Annotated in this window: 17 protein-coding genes and 3 rRNA genes; 19 read left to right on the top strand and 1 reads right to left on the bottom strand. The window is 69.9% G+C overall.

The annotated features are described in order from the left end of the window. Positions 1–237 precede the first annotated feature (237 nt). From G3T38_RS09630 to rrf, 3 genes are all read left to right on the top strand, one after another. A 16S ribosomal RNA gene (locus G3T38_RS09630) occupies positions 238–1,763 on the top strand. Positions 1,764–2,249: 486 nt separating this feature from the next. Further along, a 23S ribosomal RNA gene (locus G3T38_RS09625) occupies positions 2,250–5,378 on the top strand. A gap of 235 nt (positions 5,379–5,613) precedes the next feature. Beyond that, positions 5,614–5,730, top strand: a 5S ribosomal RNA gene (rrf, locus tag G3T38_RS09620). Together the 16S, 23S and 5S rRNA genes form the textbook arrangement of a ribosomal RNA operon. Positions 5,731–5,827: 97 nt before the next feature. Here rrf and G3T38_RS09615 read toward each other — a convergent pair. After that, positions 5,828–6,940, bottom strand: coding sequence for a DUF1015 family protein (locus G3T38_RS09615; RefSeq protein WP_163772061.1), 1,113 nt, complete (start codon positions 6,938–6,940; stop codon positions 5,828–5,830). Positions 6,941–6,987: 47 nt separating this feature from the next. On the opposite strand from G3T38_RS09615, the gene G3T38_RS09610 reads away from it, so the two are divergent. From G3T38_RS09610 to G3T38_RS09535, 16 genes are all read left to right on the top strand, one after another. After that, positions 6,988–8,031 (top strand): HAD-IIA family hydrolase, encoded by a 1,044-nt coding sequence (locus G3T38_RS09610; RefSeq protein WP_338037568.1) that lies wholly within the window; start codon positions 6,988–6,990, stop codon positions 8,029–8,031. Positions 8,032–8,041: 10 nt separating this feature from the next. After that, positions 8,042–8,248 carry a hypothetical protein gene (locus tag G3T38_RS09605; RefSeq protein WP_163772060.1) on the top strand — a complete coding sequence of 69 codons (207 nt, stop codon included), beginning with the start codon at positions 8,042–8,044 and terminating at the stop codon, positions 8,246–8,248. Positions 8,249–8,250: 2 nt separating this feature from the next. Then, positions 8,251–9,096, top strand: coding sequence for a TlyA family rRNA (cytidine-2'-O)-methyltransferase (locus tag G3T38_RS09600; protein WP_163772059.1), 846 nt, complete (start codon positions 8,251–8,253; stop codon positions 9,094–9,096). After that, positions 9,093–10,061 carry an NAD kinase gene (locus G3T38_RS09595; RefSeq protein WP_163772058.1) on the top strand — a complete coding sequence of 323 codons (969 nt, stop codon included), beginning with the start codon at positions 9,093–9,095 and terminating at the stop codon, positions 10,059–10,061. The genes G3T38_RS09600 and G3T38_RS09595 overlap by 4 nt, the downstream gene beginning before the upstream one ends. Further along, positions 10,054–11,826 (top strand): DNA repair protein RecN, encoded by a 1,773-nt coding sequence (recN, locus tag G3T38_RS09590; protein ID WP_163772057.1) that lies wholly within the window; start codon positions 10,054–10,056, stop codon positions 11,824–11,826. The genes G3T38_RS09595 and recN overlap by 8 nt, the downstream gene beginning before the upstream one ends. Before the next feature lie 88 nt (positions 11,827–11,914). After that, positions 11,915–13,114: a putative cytokinetic ring protein SteA gene (gene steA, locus G3T38_RS09585; RefSeq protein ID WP_163772056.1), complete on the top strand. Its 1,200-nt coding sequence runs from the start codon at positions 11,915–11,917 to the stop codon at positions 13,112–13,114. Continuing rightward, positions 13,111–14,043, top strand: coding sequence for a copper transporter (locus G3T38_RS09580; RefSeq protein WP_163772055.1), 933 nt, complete (start codon positions 13,111–13,113; stop codon positions 14,041–14,043). The genes steA and G3T38_RS09580 overlap by 4 nt, the downstream gene beginning before the upstream one ends. Positions 14,044–14,123: 80 nt before the next feature. After that, positions 14,124–15,839: a CTP synthase gene (locus G3T38_RS09575; protein ID WP_163772054.1), complete on the top strand. Its 1,716-nt coding sequence runs from the start codon at positions 14,124–14,126 to the stop codon at positions 15,837–15,839. Positions 15,840–15,842: 3 nt separating this feature from the next. Then, the gene (locus tag G3T38_RS09570) at positions 15,843–16,442 is read left to right on the top strand and encodes an NUDIX domain-containing protein (protein WP_163772053.1); all 600 of its coding nucleotides are present in this window, start codon (positions 15,843–15,845) and stop codon (positions 16,440–16,442) included. A 41-nt stretch (positions 16,443–16,483) separates the two neighbouring features. After that, positions 16,484–17,413 carry a tyrosine-type recombinase/integrase gene (locus tag G3T38_RS09565; protein WP_163772052.1) on the top strand — a complete coding sequence of 310 codons (930 nt, stop codon included), beginning with the start codon at positions 16,484–16,486 and terminating at the stop codon, positions 17,411–17,413. After that, entirely contained in the window at positions 17,410–20,097 is a 2,688-nt protein-coding gene (locus tag G3T38_RS09560) for a DEAD/DEAH box helicase (RefSeq protein ID WP_338037567.1), read from the top strand. The genes G3T38_RS09565 and G3T38_RS09560 overlap by 4 nt, the downstream gene beginning before the upstream one ends. A 67-nt stretch (positions 20,098–20,164) precedes the next feature. After that, positions 20,165–21,061 (top strand): ParA family protein, encoded by an 897-nt coding sequence (locus G3T38_RS09555; protein ID WP_460786267.1) that lies wholly within the window; start codon positions 20,165–20,167, stop codon positions 21,059–21,061. Further along, on the top strand, positions 21,046–21,405 hold the full coding sequence (locus G3T38_RS09550) for a hypothetical protein (protein ID WP_163772051.1): 360 nt from the start codon (positions 21,046–21,048) through the stop codon (positions 21,403–21,405). Before G3T38_RS09555 ends, G3T38_RS09550 begins: the two co-directional genes overlap by 16 nt. After that, positions 21,402–22,262 (top strand): segregation and condensation protein A, encoded by an 861-nt coding sequence (locus tag G3T38_RS09545; RefSeq protein ID WP_163772050.1) that lies wholly within the window; start codon positions 21,402–21,404, stop codon positions 22,260–22,262. The genes G3T38_RS09550 and G3T38_RS09545 overlap by 4 nt, the downstream gene beginning before the upstream one ends. Next, positions 22,259–22,864 (top strand): SMC-Scp complex subunit ScpB, encoded by a 606-nt coding sequence (gene scpB / locus G3T38_RS09540; RefSeq protein ID WP_163772049.1) that lies wholly within the window; start codon positions 22,259–22,261, stop codon positions 22,862–22,864. The genes G3T38_RS09545 and scpB overlap by 4 nt, the downstream gene beginning before the upstream one ends. Further along, the gene (locus G3T38_RS09535; protein ID WP_163772048.1) at positions 22,861–23,619 is read left to right on the top strand and encodes a pseudouridine synthase; all 759 of its coding nucleotides are present in this window, start codon (positions 22,861–22,863) and stop codon (positions 23,617–23,619) included. The genes scpB and G3T38_RS09535 overlap by 4 nt, the downstream gene beginning before the upstream one ends. Positions 23,620–23,630: the final 11 nt, after the last annotated feature.

Genomic DNA, 23,630 nt, shown 5'->3' with positions numbered 1-23,630 from the left:
AAGCGGTGCGCGTGTGATTCTTGAGAACTCAACAGTGTGTCATATAAGTCGACGAATTAGTTTGTTTGTTTTTGCCTCGTCGGCTCTGCTCGGTGGCCAGCTTTGGTTGTTTGGGTGGGGTTGATGTTTCTTTGGTAGAGACGATGATATCGATGTCTATATGGATGTCGGTGTTTGTTTCTGTCAGGAAGATGGCTCTGTTTATTGTTGAAGCACGGGTTTTCTCGTGTTTTGTTTTCAATGGAGAGTTTGATCCTGGCTCAGGACGAACGCTGGCGGCGTGCTTAACACATGCAAGTCGAGCGGAAAGGCCCTTCGGGGTACTCGAGCGGCGAACGGGTGAGTAACACGTGAGTAATCTGCCCCTCACTCAGGGATAACCGCGGGAAGCTGCGGCTAATACTTGATATGACCACGTCTCGCATGGGGTGTGGTGGAAAGCGTTTAGTGGTGAGGGATGTGCTCGCGGCCTATCAGCTTGTTGGTGAGGTAGTGGCTCACCAAGGCTTCGACGGGTAGCCGGCCTGAGAGGGTGACCGGCCACACTGGGACTGAGACACGGCCCAGACTCCTACGGGAGGCAGCAGTGGGGAATATTGGACAATGGGCGAAAGCCTGATCCAGCAACGCCGCGTGAGGGATGACGGCCTTCGGGTTGTAAACCTCTTTCACCTCTGACGAAGCGCAAGTGACGGTAAGGGGAGAAGAAGGACCGGCCAACTACGTGCCAGCAGCCGCGGTAATACGTAGGGTCCGAGCGTTGTCCGGAATTATTGGGCGTAAAGGGCTCGTAGGCGGTTTGTCGCGTCGGGAGTGAAAACCAGGTGCTTAACACCTGGCTTGCTTCCGATACGGGCAGACTAGAGGTATGCAGGGGAGAATGGAATTCCTGGTGTAGCGGTGAAATGCGCAGATATCAGGAGGAACACCGGTGGCGAAGGCGGTTCTCTGGGCATTACCTGACGCTGAGGAGCGAAAGTGTGGGGAGCGAACAGGATTAGATACCCTGGTAGTCCACACCGTAAACGTTGGGCGCTAGGTGTGGGATCCATTCCACGGGTTCCGTGCCGCAGCTAACGCATTAAGCGCCCCGCCTGGGGAGTACGGCCGCAAGGCTAAAACTCAAAGGAATTGACGGGGGCCCGCACAAGCGGCGGAGCATGCGGATTAATTCGATGCAACGCGAAGAACCTTACCTGGGTTTGACATACGCCGGAAAGCTGCAGAGATGTGGCCTCCTTTTGGCCGGTGTACAGGTGGTGCATGGCTGTCGTCAGCTCGTGTCGTGAGATGTTGGGTTAAGTCCCGCAACGAGCGCAACCCTCGTCCTATGTTGCCAGCACGCCTTTCGGGGTGGTGGGGACTCATAGGAGACTGCCGGGGTCAACTCGGAGGAAGGTGGGGATGACGTCAAGTCATCATGCCCCTTATGTCCAGGGCTTCACGCATGCTACAATGGCCGGTACAAAGGGCTGCGATCCCGTGAGGGGGAGCGAATCCCAAAAAGCCGGTCTCAGTTCGGATTGGGGTCTGCAACTCGACCCCATGAAGTCGGAGTCGCTAGTAATCGCAGATCAGCAACGCTGCGGTGAATACGTTCCCGGGCCTTGTACACACCGCCCGTCACGTCACGAAAGTCGGCAACACCCGAAGCCGGTGGCCTAACCCCTTGTGGGAGGGAGCCGTCGAAGGTGGGGCTGGCGATTGGGACGAAGTCGTAACAAGGTAGCCGTACCGGAAGGTGCGGCTGGATCACCTCCTTTCTAAGGAGCTTTTATCAGTCACACGTCTGCTGCTCGTGCCAATCGTGGTGCGGGGGCTTTTAATTGTGTGGCGGCTCTTTTGTGGAATCGTCGATGAAGGGCATCCGGTTGTCTGGGTGTTCCTCGCTAGTACTGCAGCCTTCCTGGGTGACTGGGGAGTGGTGTGGGGAACGTGGGGGGCGTCGGGGTGGTTGGTTGTCTGTGTGGCGCACTGTTGGGTCCTGAGGGATCACGCGAGTGATACTTCAGTACCAAGGGCTTCATCCTTGAGGGGTTCGTTCCTTGATGGGGTGGGGTTGCCTCCTTTGTCTCATCACCTGGCCTTTGTGGTTGGTGGTGGGGGGTTGGTGGGTGTGTTGTTTGAGAACTGGACAGTGGACGCGAGCATCTTATTAATAGTGCTTGGTAGTTTGCGATAGATTTTGCAGCGTTTCTTTTCGCAGCGCATGCCCTTTGATTGGGGGTTGTGTTGTGTTGTGGTTTGTTTGACAAGCTATTAAGGGCACATGGTGGATGTCTTGGCACCGAGAGCCGATGAAGGACGTTGGAGCCTGCGATAAGCCCTGGGGAGTTGGCAACCGAGCGTTGATCCGGGGATGTCCGAATGGGGAAACCCAGCTGGAGTCATGTCCAGTTACCCGCACCTGAATATATAGGGTGTGTGGAGGGAACACCGGGAAGTGAAACATCTCAGTACCGGTAGGAAGAGAAAACAACAGTGATTCCGTGAGTAGTGGCGAGCGAAAGCGGAAGAGGCTAAACCATGTACGTGTGATACCCGGCAGGGGTTGCGTATGTGGGGTTGTGGGGTGCGTTTTGATCGGTCTGCCGGCTGGTCGCACAGTAAGAAACCAGAGTCGAAGTCGAAGCCCATTGGAAAGTGGGGCCGTAGAGGGTGATAGCCCCGTAGACGTAAAGCTCTGGCTGTGTGGACGTATTCCCAAGTAACACGGAACCCCTGAAATTCCGTGTGAATCTGGCGGGACCACCCGTTAAGCCTAAATACTCCTCGGTGACCGATAGCGGACAAGTACCGTGAGGGAAAGATGAAAAGTACCCCTGGCGGGGAGTGAAATAGTACCTGAAACCGTGTGCCTACAATCCGTTAGAGCCTTGAACTTGTTCGGGGTGATAGCGTGCCTTTTGAAGAATGAGCCTGCGAGTTTGCGTTGTGTTGCGAGGTTAACCCGTGTGGGGAAGCCGTAGCGAAAGCGAGTCCGAATAGGGCGTCTGAGTAGCACGATCAAGACCCGAAGCGGAGTGATCTATCCATGGGCAGGTTGAAGCGTGGGTAAGACTGCGTGGAGGACCGAACCCACTTCAGTTGAAAATGGAGGGGATGACCTGTGGATAGGGGTGAAAGGCCAATCAAACTCCGTGATAGCTGGTTCTCCCCGAAATGCATTTAGGTGCAGCGTTACGTGTTTCGCCTCGGAGGTAGAGCACTGGATAGCCGATGGGCCCGACCAGGTTACTGACGTTAACCAAACTCCGAATGCCGTGGCGTTAGAGCGTAGCAGTGAGACTGCGGGGGATAAGCTCCGTAGTCGAGAGGGAAACAGCCCAGACCATCAGCTAAGGCCCCTAAGCGGTGACTAAGTGGAAAAGGATGTGGAGTCGCAGTGACAACCAGGAGGTTGGCTTGGAAGCAGCCACCCTTGAAAGAGTGCGTAATAGCTCACTGGTCAAGTGATTCCGCGCCGACAATGTAGCGGGGCTCAAGTCATCCGCCGAAGCTATGGCATTCACATCCTCTTGAGTGAGGAGCCTTAACGGGTGTGTGGATGGGTAGGGGAGCGTCGTGTCGCGGGTGAAGCGGCGGAGTGATCCAGCCGTGGATGCGACACGAGTGAGAATGCAGGCATGAGTAGCGAATCACGTGTGAGAAACACGTGCGCCGAATGATCAAGGGTTCCAGGGTCAAGCTAATCTGCCCTGGGTAAGTCGGGACCTAAGGCGAGGCCGACAGGCGTAGTCGATGGACAACGGGTTGATATTCCCGTACCGGCGAAGTAGCGCCCATGACGAACCTGGTGATGCTAACCGTCCGAAACCCGTGTGACTGATCCCTTCGGGGTGAGGCGCGCGGGCGTAGCGCGGGACCCGAGCTGGTAGTAGTCAAGTGATGGGGTGACGCAGGAAGGTAGTCGGACCACGGCGATGGTTGTTCCGTGGCTAAGAGTGTAGGGAACCACTTAGGCAAATCCGGGTGGTTGTGTTTGATCACGATCCTGAGACTTGATGGGGACCCCGTATGGGGGAAGCCGATGATCCTATGCTGTCGAGAAAAACCTCTAGCGAGTTACGAGCCGCCCGTACCCCAAACCGACTCAGGTGATCAGGTAGAGAATACCAAGGCGATCGAGCGAACCATGGTTAAGGAACTCGGCAAAATGCCCCCGTAACTTCGGGAGAAGGGGGGCCGGATCCGTGACACCACTTGCTGGTGGTAGCGGTGATGGCCGCAGAGACCAGGCCCAAGCGACTGTTTATTAAAAACACAGGTCCGTGCGAAGTTGTAAGACGATGTATACGGACTGACTCCTGCCCGGTGCTGGAAGGTTAAGGGGACCGGTTAGACGCCTTTGGTGTCGAAGCTGAGAACTTAAGCCCCAGTAAACGGCGGTGGTAACTATAACCATCCTAAGGTAGCGAAATTCCTTGTCGGGTAAGTTCCGACCTGCACGAATGGAGTAACGACTTGGGCGCTGTCTCAACCGTGGACTCGGCGAAATTGCACTACGAGTAAAGATGCTCGTTACGCGCGGCAGGACGGAAAGACCCCGGGACCTTTACTATAGTTTGGTATTGGTGTTTGGTTCGGCTTGTGTAGGATAGGTGGGAGACTGTGAAACCTCGACGCCAGTTGGGGTGGAGTCAACGTTGAAATACCACTCTGGTCGTACTAGATGTCTAACCTAGGTCCATTATCTGGATCAGGGACAGTGCCTGATGGGTAGTTTAACTGGGGCGGTTGCCTCCTAAAGTGTAACGGAGGCGCTCAAAGGTTCCCTCAGCCTGGTTGGCAATCAGGTGTTGAGTGTAAGTGCACAAGGGAGCTTGACTGTGAGACAGACATGTCGAGCAGGGACGAAAGTCGGAACTAGTGATCCGGCGCTGGCATGTGGAAGCGGCGTCGCTCAACGGATAAAAGGTACCCCGGGGATAACAGGCTGATCTTCCCCAAGAGTCCATATCGACGGGATGGTTTGGCACCTCGATGTCGGCTCGTCGCATCCTGGGGCTGGAGTAGGTCCCAAGGGTTGGGCTGTTCGCCCATTAAAGCGGCACGCGAGCTGGGTTTAGAACGTCGTGAGACAGTTCGGTCCCTATCCGCCGCGCGCGTAGGAAACTTGAGAAAGGCTGTCCCTAGTACGAGAGGACCGGGATGGACGAACCTCTGGTGTGCCAGTTGTTCTGCCAAGGGCACGGCTGGTTAGCTACGTTCGGGAGTGATAACCGCTGAATGCATCTAAGCGGGAAGCACGTTTCAAGATGAGGTTTCCCACCCACTTGATGGGTTAAGGCCCCCAGTAGATGACTGGTTTGATAGGCCGGAGGTGTACAGCAGTAATGCCTAGCCGACCGGTACTAATAGGCCGAGGGCTTGTCATACAAGCCATCATCACCACACAAACCCCTCACGCTGACTGGTTGTTGGTGGGGTGTTGTGAAGAGGACATGCAGAATCTGTGTGTGCTGCCGAAGCGTTATTGAGAAACTTTTTGTGAGTGTTCGCGTCCACTGTCTGGTGTCTGAGACAACACACCATGCACACCCGAGCCGTCGATGGTTCCCCGTTGGTGGGGGGTTGTTGGTGGTGGGCGGGTGGGTGTCAAGTCAATAGAGTTACGGCGGTCATAGCGAGAGGGAAACACCCGGTCCCATTCCGAACCCGGAAGTTAAGCCTTTCAGCGCCGATGGTACTGCGATCGAGAGGTCGTGGGAGAGTAGGACGCCGCCGGACATTTCTTCTAGTAGGGGTTGTCGTGACCTTCGGGTCACGACAACCCCTACTTTCATTTCTGCACGTCGGCACGGGCGCTCGGCCCGGTCAGGACGGCTCAGAGCACCCGCATCATCGCGCCGATGCTCGGCTTCGGCTGGAACGACGTGGCCTTCTCGGGCAGCAGACGCCCCGCAGCGACGGTGCGGGCGAGCGCGTCGTAGCCGACCGTGGGCACGAGCACCACGAGGCGTGGCTCGTCCTGACGGGCCGGCGACACGAGGCGCGCCAGTGCGCTCTCGGCGGAGTGGTGGTGCTCGATGGTGTGGTCGGGGACGACGCTGAGCAGGTCCCGGTGGAGCACCTCCACCGGAAGGACCCCCTCGTCGACGTCGACAGCCCACGAGCGCTCGCCGTCGGTCACGACCATGGTCTGCGGACCGAGCGCCCGGAGCTGCTGCTCGGCGGTGAGGTCCCGGAGGCGTGCTGTCGGCGCGACGCGCGCCGCGTCGACCAAGGCGGCGGCGTCGATGCCGCGCACCACCCGGTGGATGGCACCGAGGAAGAGGGGCGTGGACGTCTGGTCGACGATCATGACCAAGCCGTGCTCCCAGCCCGTGCCGGGCTCGGTGCGTTGCAGCTGCTGGTAGGCCGCGAGGCGGTGGTGCCCGTCGGCCACGACGAGGTCCGCTCCGTGGTGTGCCGCGACGAGGCGTGCCTGGAGGTCGGGATCCGTGACGCGCCAGTACTGGTGACGCTGGCCCGCGCGGTCGACGAAGTCGGTGTCCGGGGCGGCGTCGGTGGCGTCGTCGATCGCGGTGCGCGCTTCCGCGGTGCCGCGGTGCACGAGCAGCAGCGGGGCGGGGTTCACCCGCATGGCCCGCATGCGACCGGCGAGCTCGACGGCCTGCCGGCGGTCGACGTGCTCGTGGGGGCGGATCGCCGGCGTACCGGTGCCGGGCACGAGGTCGGCCAGGCCGACCACGGCGCGGACGGTGAGCCCCTGACTGCTGTACTCGTGGACGTACAGCGCCGGTGCGTCGTCCTGCGTCAGGTTGCCCAGGCGTCGCCAGCGCTGGATGCGTTCCGTGACCGCGCGGTGGGGCCGTGCGAGCAGGCGTGCGGACGCCGGGTCCCCGACCCGGGCGGGGGAGAGGCGCGTCGCGCCGAACGGTGCGAGGCGGAAGGGCCCTCGGACCGCGTGGGCGGCGGTCTCGTCGGCGGGGTCCACTGTCGCATCGTATTGTGCAGCGGCAAGGCTGACCGAAGGGGTGCGTGGTGCTGGAGTCGACTTCTGGTGCGTTGGCGGAGGAGCACGACGTGGTCATGCTCGACCTCGACGGCGTGGTGTACGTCGGGCGGGCGGGTGTGCCCGGAGCCGCGGCGTACCTGGGGGAGGCGCGCGAGCGGGGCGCCCGCCTGGCCTTCGTGACGAACAACGCCTCGCGTCCCCCCAGCACGGTCGCCGCGCACCTCGCCGAGGTGGGCGTGCCGGCCGAGGAGGCCGACGTGGTGACGTCGGCGCAGGCGGCGGCACGCGTGCTGCGGGAGCGGTACGGCGCGGGTGCCCGCGTGCTCGCCCTGGGGGCCGAGGGGCTGCTCGAGGCCCTGGCGGCCGAGGAGCTCGTCCCCGTCGGCGTGGAGGACGACGCCGACGCCGCGGTCACGGGCTACGGCCCCGACGTGCTGTGGCGCGACATCATGGCGGCGTCCGTGCGGATCCGCGACGGTCTGCCCTGGGTGGCGTCGAACACCGACCACACCATCCCGACGCCGATGGGCGTGGCGCCCGGGCACGGCGTGCTCGTCGACATGGTGCGGCGGTTCACGGGAGTGACGCCGACCGTCGCCGGCAAGCCGGAGCGGCCGCTCCTCGACACCACGACCGACCGGTGCGGTGCCACGCGTGCCCTCATGGTCGGCGACCGCATCGACACGGACATCGTCGGGGGCCGTGCCGTCGGCGTACCCACGCTCCTCGTCATGACGGGAGTCACCGGTGCACCGGAGCTCGCGGCGTGCCCGGCGGAGGAGCGGCCGACCTACGTCGCAGCGGACCTGGGTGGGCTGCTGGAGCCGCAGCCCGCGGTGGCGCCCGGCGCGACCGGGGACGGGGTGACGGGCCGTGCGGACACCGGTGGCTGGAGCGCCGCGGTGCACGACGGCGTGCTGCGCGTCGACGGCGAGGGCTCCGCCTCCGACTGGTGGCGTGCCGTCGCGGTCGCCTGCTGGCAGCACCTCGACGCGACGGGCACGGCTGCGGACACGACCGCTGTCCACAGCCCGGTGGCGCCGTCCGCCGCGGGGACGACCGACCGGTAGCCTCGGACGCATGCCGGAGAACCCAGGTGCGCCCGACGTCGACCTCGACGACCGCGCGGCACCCGTGTCGCCGACACCCACCGGCCACGACGACGTGGACGCCCTGCTCGCGGAGCTCGGGAGCCTCGCCGGCGCCCCGGTGGCGGAGCACGTCGCCGTCTTCGAGCGACTGCACCTCGGGCTGCGCGGCGTGCTCGACGCCACGACGGCGGGCTGACCGTGCCTCCCCGACGACTGCGCCTCGACGCCGAGCTGGTACGGCGCCGGCTCGCCCGCTCCCGCGAGCACGCCAGCGAGCTCATCGCCGCGGGCCGCGTGCGGGTCTCCGGGGCCGTCGCCACGAAGCCGGCCACCGGGGTGACCACCGACGTCGCGATCGTGGTGCGTGAGGATCCCGACCGCCCTGACTTCGTCTCGCGCGGCGGCCACAAGCTCACCGGTGCGCTCGACGCCTTCGGCGCGCGCGGCGGGCTGACGGTGGCGGGGCGCCGCTGCCTCGACGCCGGGGCGTCGACCGGCGGGTTCACCGACGTCCTGCTGCGCCGCGGGGCGGCCGAGGTGGTCGCGGCGGACGTGGGCTACGGCCAGCTGGCGTGGAGCATCCGCCAGGATCCGCGCGTCCTCGTGCGTGACCGCACCAACATCCGCGACCTGACCCTCGAGCACACGGCGGGTCCGGTCGGTGTCGTCGTCGGCGACCTCTCCTTCATCTCCCTCACCCTCGTCCTCGACGCGCTGGTGGCGGTGACCGACCCGGACGGGGACCTGGCCCTCATGGTCAAGCCGCAGTTCGAGGTCGGCAAGGAGCGGGTCGGCAAGGGCGGCGTCGTGCGCGAGCCCGGGCTGCGCACCGAGGCCGTCGCGACGGTGGCCGACGCGGCGGCGTCCCGCGGCTGGGGAGCGATCGACGTCGTCACCAGTCCGCTGCCCGGCCCGTCCGGCAACGTCGAGTTCTTCGTGTGGCTGCGTCACGGGCCGGCGCGCATCGGCGTCGCCGAGATCGAGGCCGAGGTGGCCCGCGGACCGCTGGCCGAGGCGGAGCACGGCGAGGAGGTGTCGTCGTGACCGACGCACCACGCCGGGTGCTCGTGCTGACGCACACGGGCCGCGAGGACGCGCGCGCGGTCGCCGAGGAGATGGTGCGGGAGCTCGCGCGCGGAGGACTGGACGTCGTCGTCCCCTCCGACGAGGCGCCCGACCTCGAGCTCGCGAGCGTGCCGGGCCCCGTGCACGTCGCGGAGGACCACGAGCTGCCGGGCCTCGGGCTCGAGCTCGCGGTCGTCATCGGCGGCGACGGCACGATCCTGCGTGCCGCGGAGCGGACGCGCGCGGCCGGCACTCCGCTGCTGGGGGTCAACCTGGGCCACGTCGGGTTCCTCGCCGAGGCCGAGTCCGACGCCGTGGCGACCACGATCGAGGCGATCCTCGCGCGGGCCTACGCCATCGAGGAGCGCCTCGCGCTCGCGGTCACCGTGTTCCACGGCAAGGAGGTCGTCGCGCGCACCTTCGCGCTCAACGAGGCCTCGGTCGAGAAGGCCTCGCGCGAACGCATGCTCGAGGTCGTCGTGGAGATCGACGGTCGTCCGCTGTCGCGCTGGGGGTGCGACGGTGTCGTGCTGGCGACGCCGACCGGGTCCACGGCGTACAACTTCAGTGCCGGGGGCCCGGTGGTCTGGCCCGAGGTCGAGGCGCTGCTCATGGTGCCGATCTCGGCCCACGCGCTGTTCGCGCGGCCGATGGTGGTGGCGCCGACCTCGGTGCTCGCCGTCGAGCTCGTCGCCCCGGGCGTGGGGGCGGGCGTGGGGGCGGGCGTGCTCTGGTGCGACGGCCGCCGCACCGAGGACCTGCCCCGTGGTGCTCGGATCGAGGTCACCCGCTCGGACCAGCCGGTGCGGCTGGTGCGGCTGCACGCGGCGCCCTTCGCCGATCGGCTGGTGGCGAAGTTCGGGCTCCCCGTGGAGGGGTGGCGCGGAGCCGCGGAACGACGACGCAGCGAGCGCGAGGCGCGGGACGGAGGTCGTGGTGCTTGAGGAGATCCGGATCAGCTCGCTCGGGGTCATCGACTCCTCGACCCTGCAGCTGGGCCCGGGCCTGACGGTCGTCACGGGTGAGACGGGCGCGGGCAAGACGATGGTGGTGACCGCCCTGGGACTCCTGCTCGGCGGCCGCGCGGACTCCGGCGCCGTGCGCACGGGGGCGCGAGCTGCCCGGGTGGAGGGCGTCGTCGACGTGTCGGGGCTCGGTGGCTTCGCCGCGGCGGTCGAGGACGCCGGCGGCGTCGCCGAGGACGACCGGGTGGTGCTGGCGCGCAACATCGCCGCCGAGGGGCGCAGCCGCGCGTTCGCCGGCGGCGCCTCGGTCCCGGTCGCGGTGCTCGGCGAGCTGGCCGGCCCGCTCGTGGCGGTCCACGGACAGTCCGACCAGCACCGGCTGCTCCGTCCGGTGGCACAGCGCGAGGCCCTGGACCGCTTCGGGGCCGCTGAGGTCGGGGAGCTGGCTGCGGCGTACCGGACGGTCTTCGACGAGCTCGTCGCCGTCGAGCGCGAGCTCGCCGACGTCGTCACCCACGCCGCGGAGCGCGCCCAGGAGGCCGACCTGCTCCGCTTCGGTCTCGAGCAGATCGCCGCCGTGGAGCCGCAGCCGGGGGAGGACGAGGAGCTGGCGGCGGAGGAGTCGCGGCTGGGGTACGCCGACGAGCTCCGCACGGCCGCCGAGCGTGCCCGCGAGGCGCTCTCGAGCGAGCAGGGGACGCCGGACGCACTCGGGGCCGTCGCGGCGGCGCGGCACGCCCTCGACGGCGTCGTCGAGCACGACCCGGCCATCGCGGCGCTCGCCCAGCGGCTCGCCGAGGTCGGCTACCTGATGACGGACGTGGCGGCCGACGTGGCGTCGTACGCGTCCGGGGTCGACACCGACCCGCAGCGGCTCGCCGCGGTCTCGGAGCGACGGGCGGCGCTGACGGCGCTGACGCGGAAGTACGGCGAGACGATCGACGCCGTGCTCGCCTGGAGCGAGCGGTCCGCGCGGCGGCTCGCCGAGATCGACCTCGCCGACGACAGCGTCGGCGCGCTCGAGGCGCGGCGGGCGGAGCTGCGCGGCCGCCTCGCGGCGGCGGGACAGGCCCTCAGCGCCGCCCGTGCGTCGGCAGCGGCCGACCTGGGGGCCCGGGTGGAGGAGGAGCTCGCCCACCTCGCCATGCCCCACGCCCGCTTCCGCATCGCCGTCCGCCAGGTCGAGGTCGCGCCCGGCGAGGGTGACGGCGAGCGGGAGCCGCTCGAGGTCGACGGTCGGCGGCTGCGCTTCGCGGCCCACGGCCTCGACGAGGTCGAGATGCTGCTGGCCGCCAACACCGGCAGCGACCCGCGGCCCCTGTCGAAGGGCGCGTCCGGCGGCGAGCTCTCCCGGGTCATGCTGGCGCTCGAGGTCTCCCTCGCCGCCACCAGCCCCGTGCCGACCTTCGTCTTCGACGAGGTCGACGCCGGGGTCGGGGGCAAGGCAGGCATCGAGATCGGACGCCGCCTCGCGGCGCTCGCCGTGCACAAGCAGGTGCTGGTGGTCACCCACCTGCCGCAGGTCGCGGCGTACGCCGACACGCACGTCGTGGTGCGCAAGGAGAGCGACGGATCGGTCACCAGCTCGGGCCTCGACGTGCTCGACGACGCGGCGCGGGAGCACGAGCTCTCCCGGATGCTGGCCGGCCTCGAGTCGTCCGACACCGCGGTGGCCCACGCCCGGGAGCTCCTCGCGACGGCCGCGACGAGCCGCTCCCGGCGGCCGCGGACCCGCGCGGGCTGATCCCGCCGGGCCCGTGGCCCGTGCCACCCGACGCGCCCGGCCCGGGGTGCGCGATCCGGGGCTCCATCGCTGTCACCATGGTCCCGCCATGAGACTCCGCACGCGCTCCGACGCCACCGACGTCCTCCCCGGCCACCGCGGCACCGTCCGTGTCGGTCGCCGGGTCTCGAACCTGTTGCCCCGCATCCGCAGCGGGGACGTCGCCTGCGTCGACCTCGTCGACATGGACACGAGCACGGCCCAGGCGCTCCTCGACGCCGGCGTGTCCGCGGTGCTCAACGTGCAGCCGATGATCTCGGGCCGCTACCCCAACCGCGGTCCCCAGCTGCTCGTCGACGCCGACGTGCTCGTCGTCGACTCGCTCGGCGAGGCGGCGCTGACGACCATCCGGGACGGCGCTGACGTCCGCGTCCACGAGGGCGCCGTGCACGCCGCCGACAAGGACGGCGCGCTGCTCGCCGAGGGGCGCGAGGTCGACGGGCCGCTCGTGCAGCGCCTGCTCGCCGGTGCCCGGGAGGGCCTGACCAGCCAGCTCGACACGTTCACCCACAACGCCAGCGAGTTCCTGCGCCGGGAGCAGGACCTGCTGCTGCACGGTCAGGGCGTGCCGGAGATCGAGACGGCCATCGAGGGTCGACCGGTCGTGCTCGTGGTGCGCGGGGAGAGCTCCGCCGCCGAGCTGGGCGACCTGCGACGGTTCATGGCCGAGCAGCGTCCCGTCGTGATCGGCGTGGACCGCGCGGCCGACGACCTGCTCGAGGCGGGGCACCCGGCCGACGTCGTCGTGCTCAGCAGCGGCGTCGACTCCGCTCTGCCCTCGACGAAGGCGCTGAAGGCCGCGACGGACGTCATCGCGGTCGTGCCCGAGGGGATCAGCCGCGAGGCCACGGCGCAGCTCGACCGCCTCGGCGTGCGCCCCAACAAGGTGCAGACCCAGGCGACGGCCGAGGACGTCGCGCTGCTCGTCGCCGACCGCGAGCAGGCGTCCGTGATCGTCGGCGTCGGCGTCGCCGCCACGCTGCCCGACTTCCTCGACCGCCAGCGCTCCGGCCTGGCCAGCACCTACCTCACCCGGCTCAAGGTCGGGCGCCGCCTCGTCGACGCCTCGACCGTGCCGACCCTCTACTCCGGGCGCCTGCGTCCCGTGCACCTGCTCCTGCTGGTGCTCGCGGGCTTCGTCGCGCTCGTCGCCGCCATCGCCGTGACGCCGGCGGGCCAGCTGTGGGGCGAGGACATCGCCGCCTGGTCCCGCGACGTCGTCGACTACCTCCGAGGACTCCTCCCGTGATCTCGTTCCGCCACCACGTCGCCTCCCTCGTCGCCGTCTTCGCCGCCCTCGCCGTCGGCGTGGTGCTCGGCGGCGGCCCGCTCTCCGAGCTGGGCCGCGACGACGACGAGCCGGCCCCCCAGCAGACCTCCGACTCCTCCGCCCACGCGGCGTACGGCGACGAGTTCGCCGAGGCCTCGGCCTCGACGCTCTATGGCGACCGCCTGAGCGGCCAGCAGGTGGCCGTGCTCTCCCTGGCGGGGGCGGACACGGAGATCACGGACGGGGTCGTCACGCAGCTCGAGGCCGCCGGCGCGCAGATCGCGGGTCGCTACGAGGGGCGCACCAACCTCACGAGCCCCGACCAGCAGGGCATGGTCGACTCGCTCGCCACGCAGCTGACCGAGGACCTCGACCTCGGCGACGCCGTGCCGAGCGACCTGGCGTCGCACGAGCGGATCGGCCGTCTCCTCGGCCGGGCGGTCGTGAGCACCCAGCCCGAGGGCGAAGCCGCGGACACGACGTCGGGCACGATCCTCGACGTCATGGAGACGGGCGAGCTCGTCACGGCGCCGACCGAGCGGGTGGGCCGCGTGCCGTTCCTCGTCGTGGTGATGGGGGAGGAGCGCGATGACGCGACCGCCACGGCGCTGCTGACGGGTCTCGTCAGCGGCCTCGGCTCGGCGGCCCTCGGTGAGGTGGTCGTGGGCTCGACCGACTCCGGGGACGACGGCGACCTCGCGCGGCTCCGGGCGGAGGACCTCGGCGACGTGGCGACCGTGGACGGTGGCGAGACGCTCGTCGGCCAGGTCAGCGCGGTGCTGGGCCTCGCCGCGGTCCGCGACGGCGTGGCCGGCGCGTGGGGTGCGTTCGGCAACGACGGCGCCGTGCCCGTGGCCGCCGCGGGCGCGCCCGGCGGCACCGACGACGACACCGCCGACGGCGAGTGACCGGCTCGGGGCGGTCGACACGCACCGCTCCGAGCCCGCCTGGACCGACCACGACGATTTCTCCGGTAGGGTGGAAGCCCGTGAAGAACCCGACCCCCACGAAGCACGTATTCGTCACCGGGGGCGTCGCCTCCTCGCTCGGCAAGGGGCTCACCGCCTCCAGCCTCGGCAGCCTGTTGAAGGCGCGCGGGCTCACGGTCACGATGCAGAAGCTGGACCCGTACCTGAACGTGGACCCCGGCACGATGAACCCCTTCCAGCACGGTGAGGTGTTCGTCACCGACGACGGTGCGGAGACCGACCTCGACATCGGTCACTACGAGCGGTTCCTCGACACCGACCTCAACCAGATCGCCAACGTCACCACCGGGCAGATCTACTCGACGGTGATCCAGCGCGAGCGCCGCGGCGACTACCTGGGCGACACCGTGCAGGTGATCCCCCACATCACGAACGAGATCAAGGACCGGATGCTCGCCATGGGCGGCGAGGGCATCGACGTGGTCATCCACGAGATCGGCGGCACGGTCGGCGACATCGAGTCCCAGCCGTTCCTCGAGTCGGCCCGCCAGGTGCGCCACGAGGTCGGCCGCGGCAACGTCTTCTTCATCCACGTCTCGCTGGTGCCCTACATCGGGCCGTCCGGCGAGCTGAAGACGAAGCCGACGCAGCACTCGGTGGCCGCCCTGCGCTCCATCGGCATCCAGCCGGACGCGGTCGTGTGCCGCGCCGACCGCGAGCTGCCGCAGTCGATCAAGAGCAAGATCGCCCTCATGTGCGACGTCGACGAGGAGGCGGTCGTGACGGCGGCCGACGCGCCGTCGATCTACGACATCCCGAAGGTGCTGCACCGGGAGGGACTCGACGCCTACATCGTGCGCCGCCTCGACCTGCCGTTCCGCGACGTCGACTGGACGACGTGGGACGACCTGCTGCGCCGCGTGCACCACCCGGCCGACGAGGTCACGGTCGCGCTCGTGGGCAAGTACATCGACCTGCCCGACGCCTACCTCTCCGTGGCCGAGGCGCTGCGGGCCGGCGGGTTCGCCCACGCGACGAAGGTCCACCTGCGCTGGGTGCCCTCCGACGAGTGCGCGACGCCCGCGGGGGCTGCGCGAGCGCTCGAGGACGTCGACGCGATCTGCGTCCCGGGCGGCTTCGGCGTGCGCGGCCTCGAGGGCAAGCTCGGTGCCCTCACCCACGCACGCACCAACCGCATCCCGACGCTCGGGCTCTGCCTCGGCCTGCAGTCGATGGTCATCGAGTACGCGCGGAACGTCGCCGGCCTCGCCGCGGCGGACTCCACCGAGTTCGACCCCGCGACGCCGGAGCCGGTGATCGCGACGATGGCCGAGCAGGCGGCGTACGTCGAGGGGGCGGGCGACCTGGGCGGCACCATGCGCCTCGGGCTCTACCCGGCCGACCTGGCCGAGGGCTCCACGGTGCGGCGGGTGTACGGCGCGGCGCAGGTGCACGAGCGGCACCGCCACCGCTACGAGGTGAACAACGCCTACCGGGAGCGCCTCGAGCAGGCGGGCCTCGTGTTCTCCGGGCTGTCCCCGGACCACGAGCTCGTCGAGTTCGTCGAGCTGCCGCGCGAGGTGCACCCGTACTACGTCTCCACCCAGGCGCACCCGGAGCTGAAGTCGCGCCCGACGCGACCGCACCCGCTGTTCGCCGGTCTCGTCGAGGCGGCGCTGGTGCGTCAGCGCGAGCTCCTCATCCCGCTGCGCGAGGACGGCGCGGCCGCCGAGGCGACGCACGGCGACACCGCCGTCGCGACCGAGGAGGTCTGAGCCGTGGCCGAGCTGCGCGACGAGCCGGCCTCCTGGCCGGTCACGGCGTCCGAGGACCTGCACCGCGACGGCTGGGTCGTCGCCCTGCGGGCGGACCGCGTCGCGCGGCCCGGCGCCGACGACGAGGCGCCGTTCCGCCGCATCGTGCTCGAGCACCCGGGTGCCGCGGTGATCCTGGCGCTCGACGCCGAGGACCGCGTCTTCTGCCTCCGGCAGTACCGCCACGCGGCGCAGATGCGGTTCGTCGAGCTGCCCGCGGGCCTGCTCGACGTCGCCGGCGAGGACGCCCTCGGCGTCGCGCAGCGCGAGCTGCGCGAGGAGGGGGCACTCGTCGCCGAGCGCTGGACCCACCTCGTCACGACCTACCCCTCGCCGGGCATCAGCAGCGAGAAGGCCTCGATCTTCCTCGCCGAGGGGCTGACGGAGACCGACCGCGGCGACTTCGTGCTCCGGCACGAGGAGGCCGACATGGAGGCCCTGTGGGTGCCGTTCCAGGAGCTCCTCGACGGGGTGCTGGAGGGGCGCATCACCGACGCGCCGGTCGTCATCGCGGTGCTGACGCTGCACGCCCGGCGGGCGCGTGGGGCGGGGGAGCCGTCCTGACGACCGTCGACGCGGGCCCGCCACCGGCCCTCGGCGAGCCGGTGGGCGCCGGGGACCCGGTCGGGCACGCCGTCGCGGCGTACCTCGACCACCTGCGCACCGAGCGGGGCGCGGCGGGCAGCACGCTGGCGTCCTACCGTCGCGACCTGCGGCGCTACCGGGCGTTCCTCGACGGTCGTGGCGTGCACGACCTCGCCGCCGTCACGCCCGAGCTGCTGGGCGGCCTCGTGCCGGCGCTGCAGGGCGGGGACGGCGAGCACCCCCCGCTCGGCGAGGCGTCCGTCGCCCGCACGCTCGTCGCGGTGCGCGGCCTGCACCGCTGGGCGTGCCGCACGGGGGCGACCGCCCTCGACCCCGCGGCGACGGTGCGCGCCCCGGTCCTCGTCCCGCGCGCCCCGCGCTCGCTCACCACCACCGACGTCGAGGCGATCCTCGCCGCCGCAGGAGCCCCGGGCACGCCGCTCGCGCGCCGCGACCGCACCCTGCTCGAGGTGCTCGCCGCGACCGGTGCCCGGATCTCGGAGACCGTCGGTCTCGACCTCGCCGACGTCGCCCTGGGCGACCGCACGGTGTGCCTGCGCGGCCCGGGCGGGCGGAGCCGCGTCGTACCCCTGCCGGAGTGGGCGGCCACCACCCTGCGTGCCTACCTGCTCGAGGTGCGGCCCGCCCTGGCGCACGAGACGACCGCCGTCTTCGTCAACGCCCGCGGCGGCCGGCTGTCGCGCCAGAGCGCGTGGACGGTGCTCGTGCGGGCCGCGGAGCGGGCCGGCGTCAGCGAGCACGTGTCGCCCCACACGCTCCGCCACTCCTTCGCCGCCCACCTCGTCGAGGCCGGTGTCGACGTGCGCGAGGTGCAGGCGCTGCTCGGGCACGCCTCGGCGGCGACCACGCAGCGCTACGCGCCGGGTCAGCCGGGTCAGCCGGGTCAGCCGGGTCAGCCGGGTCAGCCGGGCGTCGGGGGCGACCGGTGACGGCCGACGCGTCCGTCGCGACCGGCACCGGGCCGCTCCTGGCGGTCGCGGACGCCGGAGCGGACGCCGACGCGCTCTATGAGGGCTTCGCGGCGTGGGCCGCCTCGCGGGGCACGGCCCTCTACCCGCACCAGGACGAGGCCGTCATCGAGCTGCTCGGCGGCGCCAACGTCGTGCTCGCGACGCCGACCGGCTCCGGGAAGTCGCTCGTGGCGGCCGCGGCCGTGACGGCGGCGCTGGCCGAGGACCGCGTCAGCTTCTACACCGCCCCGATCAAGGCGCTCGTCAGCGAGAAGTTCTTCGACCTGTGCGCGCTGTTCGGCGCCGACAACGTCGGCATGCTGACCGGTGACGCCGCCGTGAACCCCGATGCGCCGATCATCTGCTGCACGGCCGAGATCCTCGCCAACCTCGCGCTGCGCGAGGGGGAGCGCACGGACGTCGGCCTCGTGGTGATGGACGAGTTCCACTACTACGGCGAGCCCGACCGCGGCTGGGCCTGGCAGGTGCCGCTGCTGACCCTGCCCCACGCGCAGTTCCTGCTGATGTCGGCGACGCTGGGCGACACGACGCGGCTGCGGGAGGACCTGACGCGCCGCACGTCGCGGCCGACGGCCCTCGTCGACGACGCCCCCCGGCCCGTGCCGCTCGACTTCCGCTGGTCGCTCACGCCGCTCGGCGAGACCCTCGAGGAGCTGGTGACGACGCGGCAGACGCCCGCCTACGTCGTGCACTTCACCCAGGCGGCCGCGGTCGAGGGCGCGACGGGCCTGCTGGGCTCGGGCGGCCTCACCGCCCTGACCGGCCGCAAGGACGAGGCGTGGAAGGATCAGAAGGCGCGCATCGCGGAGCGCATCGGCGACTTCCGCTTCGGTGCCGGCTTCGGCAAGACCCTGTCGCGGCTGCTGCGCTCCGGGATCGGCGTCCACCACGCCGGGATGCTGCCGCGCTACCGGCGCCTCGTCGAGCAGCTCGCCCAGGAGGGCCTGCTCGCGGTCATCAGCGGCACCGACACGCTCGGGGTGGGCATCAACGTGCCGATCCGCACGGTGCTGTTCACCGGGCTCGCCAAGTTCGACGGGTCCCGCCAGCGCATCCTGCGCACGCGCGAGTTCCTCCAGATCGCCGGCCGTGCGGGTCGGGCGGGCTACGACACGATGGGGTACGTCGTCGTCCAGGCGCCCGAGCACGTCATCGAGAACGAGCGGGCGAAGGCCAAGGCCGAGGCGAAGAACGCCGCCAACCCGAAGAAGAAGAGCAAGGCGCAGCTGAAGAAGCCGCCGGAGGGCGCGGTCGTGTGGTCGGAGCAGACCTACGACAAGCTGGTGGCCGGCGCGCCCGACCCGCTCGTGCCGCGGATGCGCGTCACCAACGCGCTGCTGCTCGCCGTGCTGGCCCGGGAGGAGGACGCGTTCGGCGTGCTCCGGGCGCTGCTCCTCGACAACCACGAGGACCGCCGCACGCAGCTCAAGCTGGCCCGCCGCGCGCTGCGCCTCATGCGCAGCCTCGTGACGTCGGGCGTCGTCCGGCGGCTCGACGAGCCGGACGAGCACGGGCGCCGCTACGTGCTGACGGAGGCGCTGCCCGTCGACTTCGCCCTCAACCAGCCCCTGGCTCACTTCGCGCTCGCGGCCCTCGACGTGCTCGACCCGGAGTCGGAGACCTACACGCTCGACGTGCTCTCCGTCGTCGAGGCCGTGCTCGACTCCCCGCGGCAGGTGCTCGCGGCGCAGCAGTTCACGCTGCGGGGCGACGCGGTCGCGGAGATGAAGGCCGACGGTCTCGAGTACGACGAGCGCATGGCGCTGCTGGAGGAGATCACCTGGCCGCAGCCGCTCCGCGAGCTGCTCGAGGCGCTCTACGAGACCTACCGCGCCGCGCACCCGTGGCTGCCGGAGGACGCACTGGCCCCGAAGTCGATCGTGCGGGAGATGTTCACGCAGGCGATGGGGTTCACCGACATGGTGAGCCGCTACGGCCTCGCCCGCTCCGAGGGCGTGCTGCTGCGCTACCTGTCCGACGCCTACCGCACGTTGCGCCACACCGTGCCCGAGCGCCACCGCACGCCCGAGCTCGACGAGATCGTCGAGTGGCTGGGGGAGACGGTCCGCCAGACCGACTCCAGCCTCGTCGACGAGTGGGAGGCGCTCACCGCGGACGATCCCGACGCCGTACGCCGCGCCGCGGCCGAGCGCGCCGCCGGCGGCTCGCCGGTGCCCGGGGGCGGCCGTCCCCTCTCGCAGCAGCCGGCGTTCCGCGTCATGGTGCGCAACGCCGTCTTCGCCCAGGTGCAGCGCTTCGCCCGCGACGACCTCGACGGGCTGGTGCGCGCCGAGCGGCTGGCGGCCGACCGGGTGGAGCCGCCGCGGGCGGTGCAGGTGGGCCGCTCGGTCTGGGACGCCGCCATCGAGGACTACTTCGCCGAGCACGACGAGCTCCGCACGGGCGCCGATGCCCGGGGCCCGGCGCTGCTGTCCGTCGTCGAGGACCGCGGGCCCGCGCCCGGCTGGCCCGACGGGCCGGGCGACGAGGAGCCGCCCGAGGTGCGCCGCCTGCGGGTGACGCAGACCCTCGACGACCCCGAGGGCCACCACGACTGGGTGATCGAGGCCGTGGTGGACCTCGACGCCTGCGACGACCTGGGCGAGCTGGTGATGCTCACCACCGGGGTCCGCCGGCTGTAGAGTCGCGGCGTACGACGAGTCGCCGTGTCGACATCGACGAGCGCTGCACCGAGGAGCCGAGGAACGCGTGACCGACCCCCTGTTCGACACCGCACCGGCGGTGACGCCCACCGTCCCCGTGGGCGACCTGGGACCGACGGGTCGCCCCATGCCGTCCTTCCCGGAGCCGCCGCCGGTGACCCACCACGGCAACGCCCGCGTCGTGGCGATGTGCAACCAGAAGGGCGGCGTCGGCAAGACGACGACGGCGATCAACCTGGGTGCGGCTCTCGCGGAGCTGGGCCGCACGGTGCTGCTCGTCGACTTCGACCCGCAGGGGTCGCTCTCGGTGGGCCTGGGCCTGAACCCGCACGAGATGGACCTCTCGGTCTACAACCTGCTCATGGAGCCCGACGTCACCATCGACGACGTCGTGGTCGAGACCGGCGTGCCGGGGATGGACCTGCTGCCCTCCAACATCGACCTGTCCGCCGCCGAGGTGCAGCTGGTGCACGAGGTGGCCCGCGAGCAGACGCTGTCGCGGGTGCTGGCGTCGGCGGTGGAGCGCTACGACGTCATCATCATCGACTGCCAGCCCTCCCTGGGGCTCCTGACCGTCAACGCGCTCACCGCGGCCGACGGCGTGATCGTGCCGCTGGAGTGCGAGTACTTCGCGCTCCGCGGCGTCGCCCTGCTCAAGACGACCATCGACAAGGTGGCGCAGCGGCTCAACCCCCGGCTCGTCATCGACGGCGTGCTCGGCACGATGTACGACGGCCGCACCCTCCACGGCCGCGAGGTCATGGAGCGGCTCGTGCAGGCCTGGGGCGACACCGTGTTCCACACGGTGATCCGCCGCACCGTGAAGTTCTCCGACTCGACGGTCGCGGGCGAGCCCATCACGAGCTATGCCTCGAAGTCGACCGGCGCGGACTCCTACCGCCAGCTCGCCCGGGAGGTGCTCGCCCGGTGGCCCGGCGCGTGAGCCTGCCGTCGGCGGACGACCTGTTCCGGCCGACGACCGAGCCCGCGCCCGCCCCGCAGCCCGCACCCGAACCGGCGGCACCGCCCGCGGGGGCCGCGACGTCCGCGGGGGCGGCTGCGCGCCGTACGAGCGGCCGGGTGAAGCACGACGAGAAGATGACGGTCTACGTGACGTCGGCGGAGCTGCTCGAGCTGGAGTCCGCGCGACTGCGGCTGCGTGCCGAGCTGGGGACGGCGGTGGACCGCGGGCGCCTCGTGCGCGAGGCCGTCGCCCTGGCGCTGGCGGACCTCGACGAGAACGGTGCGGACTCGGCGATCGCCCGTCGGCTGAGCGGCGAGGGATGACCGCGCCGGCGCCCGAGGCCGTCGCCGGCGGATCGGCGTTCGCCGTGCGCCTCGACAACTTCGAGGGGCCGTTCGACCTGCTCCTCACCCTCATCTCCAAGCACAAGATGGACGTCACCGAGGTCGCGCTCTCCCAGGTGACCGACGAGTTCATCGCGCACGTCAAGGCCGGGGGACCGGTCTGGGACCTCGAGCAGACGACGTCCTTCCTGCTCGTCGCGTCCACCCTGCTCGACCTCAAGGCGGCGCGCTTGCTGCCGTCGGCCGAGGTGGAGGACGAGGAGGACCTGGCCCTCCTCGAGGCGCGGGACCTGCTCTTCGCGCGGCTGCTGCAGTACAAGGCCTACCGCCAGGTCGCAGGCGTGCTCGAGCGCCGGCTCGCGGACGAGTCCCGGCGGCACCCGCGCGCAGTCGGGCTCGACGAGCGCTTCGCGACCCTGCTGCCCGAGGTGCTCATCGGGATCGGGCTGGAGGAGTTCGCCCGGCTCGCCGCGGCGGCGATGGCGCCGAAGGTCGCGCCGGAGGTGTCGCTCACCCACATCCACGCGCCCGCCGTCAGCGTGCGCGAGCAGGCGGCGCTCGTCGTCACCGTGCTGCGCCGCCAGGGCACGGCGACCTTCCGCACCCTCGTGGCCGACGCCCCCGACCGGCTCACGACGGTCGCGCGCTTCCTGGCCCTGCTGGAGCTGTTCCGCGAGGGGCTCGTGGCCTTCGACCAGGTGGTGGCCCTCGGTGAGCTGAGCGTGCGGTGGACCGGTGAGGACGCCGACGCCGACGTGCTCGACGGGGTGGACGAGTTCGACGGCGCGCCGGCGACCCCGGTGGGTCCGGCCGCCGGTCGGGAGGAGGACGCATGAGCGAGACCGCAGGTCCGGACCAGGTCCCGGCCTCGGACCCCGACGGGCCGGTCGTGGTGCCCGCGGCCGAGCTGCGGCCCAGCCTCGAGGCGCTCCTCATGGTGGCCGACCAGCCCCTGCCCGCCGTCGTGCTGGCCTCCGCCGTGGGGCGGGGCACGGCCGAGGTGGAGGCGGCGCTGCACGCCCTGGAGGCGGAGTACGCCGCGGACGGGCGCGGCTTCGAGCTGCGCAACGTCGCGGGCGGCTGGCGCTACTACACGCGCGAGGCGCACGCGGCGGTGGTCGAGCGCTTCGTGCTCGACGGGCAGTCGTCCCGCCTCACGCAGGCCGCCCTCGAGACGCTCGCGATCGTGGCCTACCAGCAGCCGGTGTCCCGCGCCCGGATCTCCGCGGTGCGGGGCGTCAACGTGGACGGCGTCATGCGCACCCTGCTCGCCCGCGGACTGGTCGCGGAGTCGGGCCAGGACCCCGTGACGGGCGCGCACCTCTACCGCACGACGTCCTACTTCCTGGAGCGCATCGGCATCACGAGCCTCGAGGACCTGCCCGAGCTGGCGCCCTACCTGCCCGGGCTCGACGAGATGGAGGAACCCCCGGCATGACCATCGAGACCGACGACGAGGGCCTCATCCGCCTGCAGAAGCTGCTCGCCCAGTCGGGCGTCGCCTCGCGCCGCAAGTGCGAGGAGCTGATGCTGGACGGCCTCGTCACCGTCGACGGCGAGGTGGTCACGCGCCTCGGCACCAAGGTGGACCCGCGGGTGGCGGTGATCCGCGTCGACGGCCGACGGCTGCCGCCGGTCTCGCCCCACGTCTACCTCGTGCTCAACAAGCCGCTGGGCGTCGTGTCGACGATGAGCGATCCCGAGGGCCGGCGGAACCTGGGTGACCTCGTGGCGGACCGGCCCGAGCGGCTCTTCCACGTCGGGCGGCTCGACACGGACACCTCGGGCCTCATCCTGCTGACCAACGACGGGGACTTCGCGCACCGCATGGCGCACCCCTCCTTCGAGGTGGACAAGACGTACGTCGCGGAGGTCGACGGCCAGGTGAGCCGCGAGACCCTGCAGGAGCTGCGCGACGGCGTGACCCTGGACGACGGGCCGGTCACCGTCCGGTCCGTCAAGGTCGTCGAGAAGGGTGCCGGCGGCGCGACCGGACGCACGATCGTCGAGCTCGTCATCCACGAGGGTCGCAACCGGATCGTGCGGCGCCTGCTCCAGCACGTCGGTCATCCCGTGCGCCGGCTGACGCGCACGAAGATCGGGCCCGTCGAGCTGCGCGGACTGCGGGGCGGCGAGCTGCGGGACCTCACGCGCGAGGAGCTCGGCGCGCTCCTGGACCGCGCGCAGCTCTGAGGCGGGCCCGG

It is taken from the genome of Nocardioides zeae, from assembly GCF_010686755.1.
In the GTDB taxonomy this organism is placed as follows: domain Bacteria; phylum Actinomycetota; class Actinomycetes; order Propionibacteriales; family Nocardioidaceae; genus Nocardioides; species Nocardioides zeae.
This window is presented reverse-complemented; position numbering and strand designations above follow the sequence as displayed.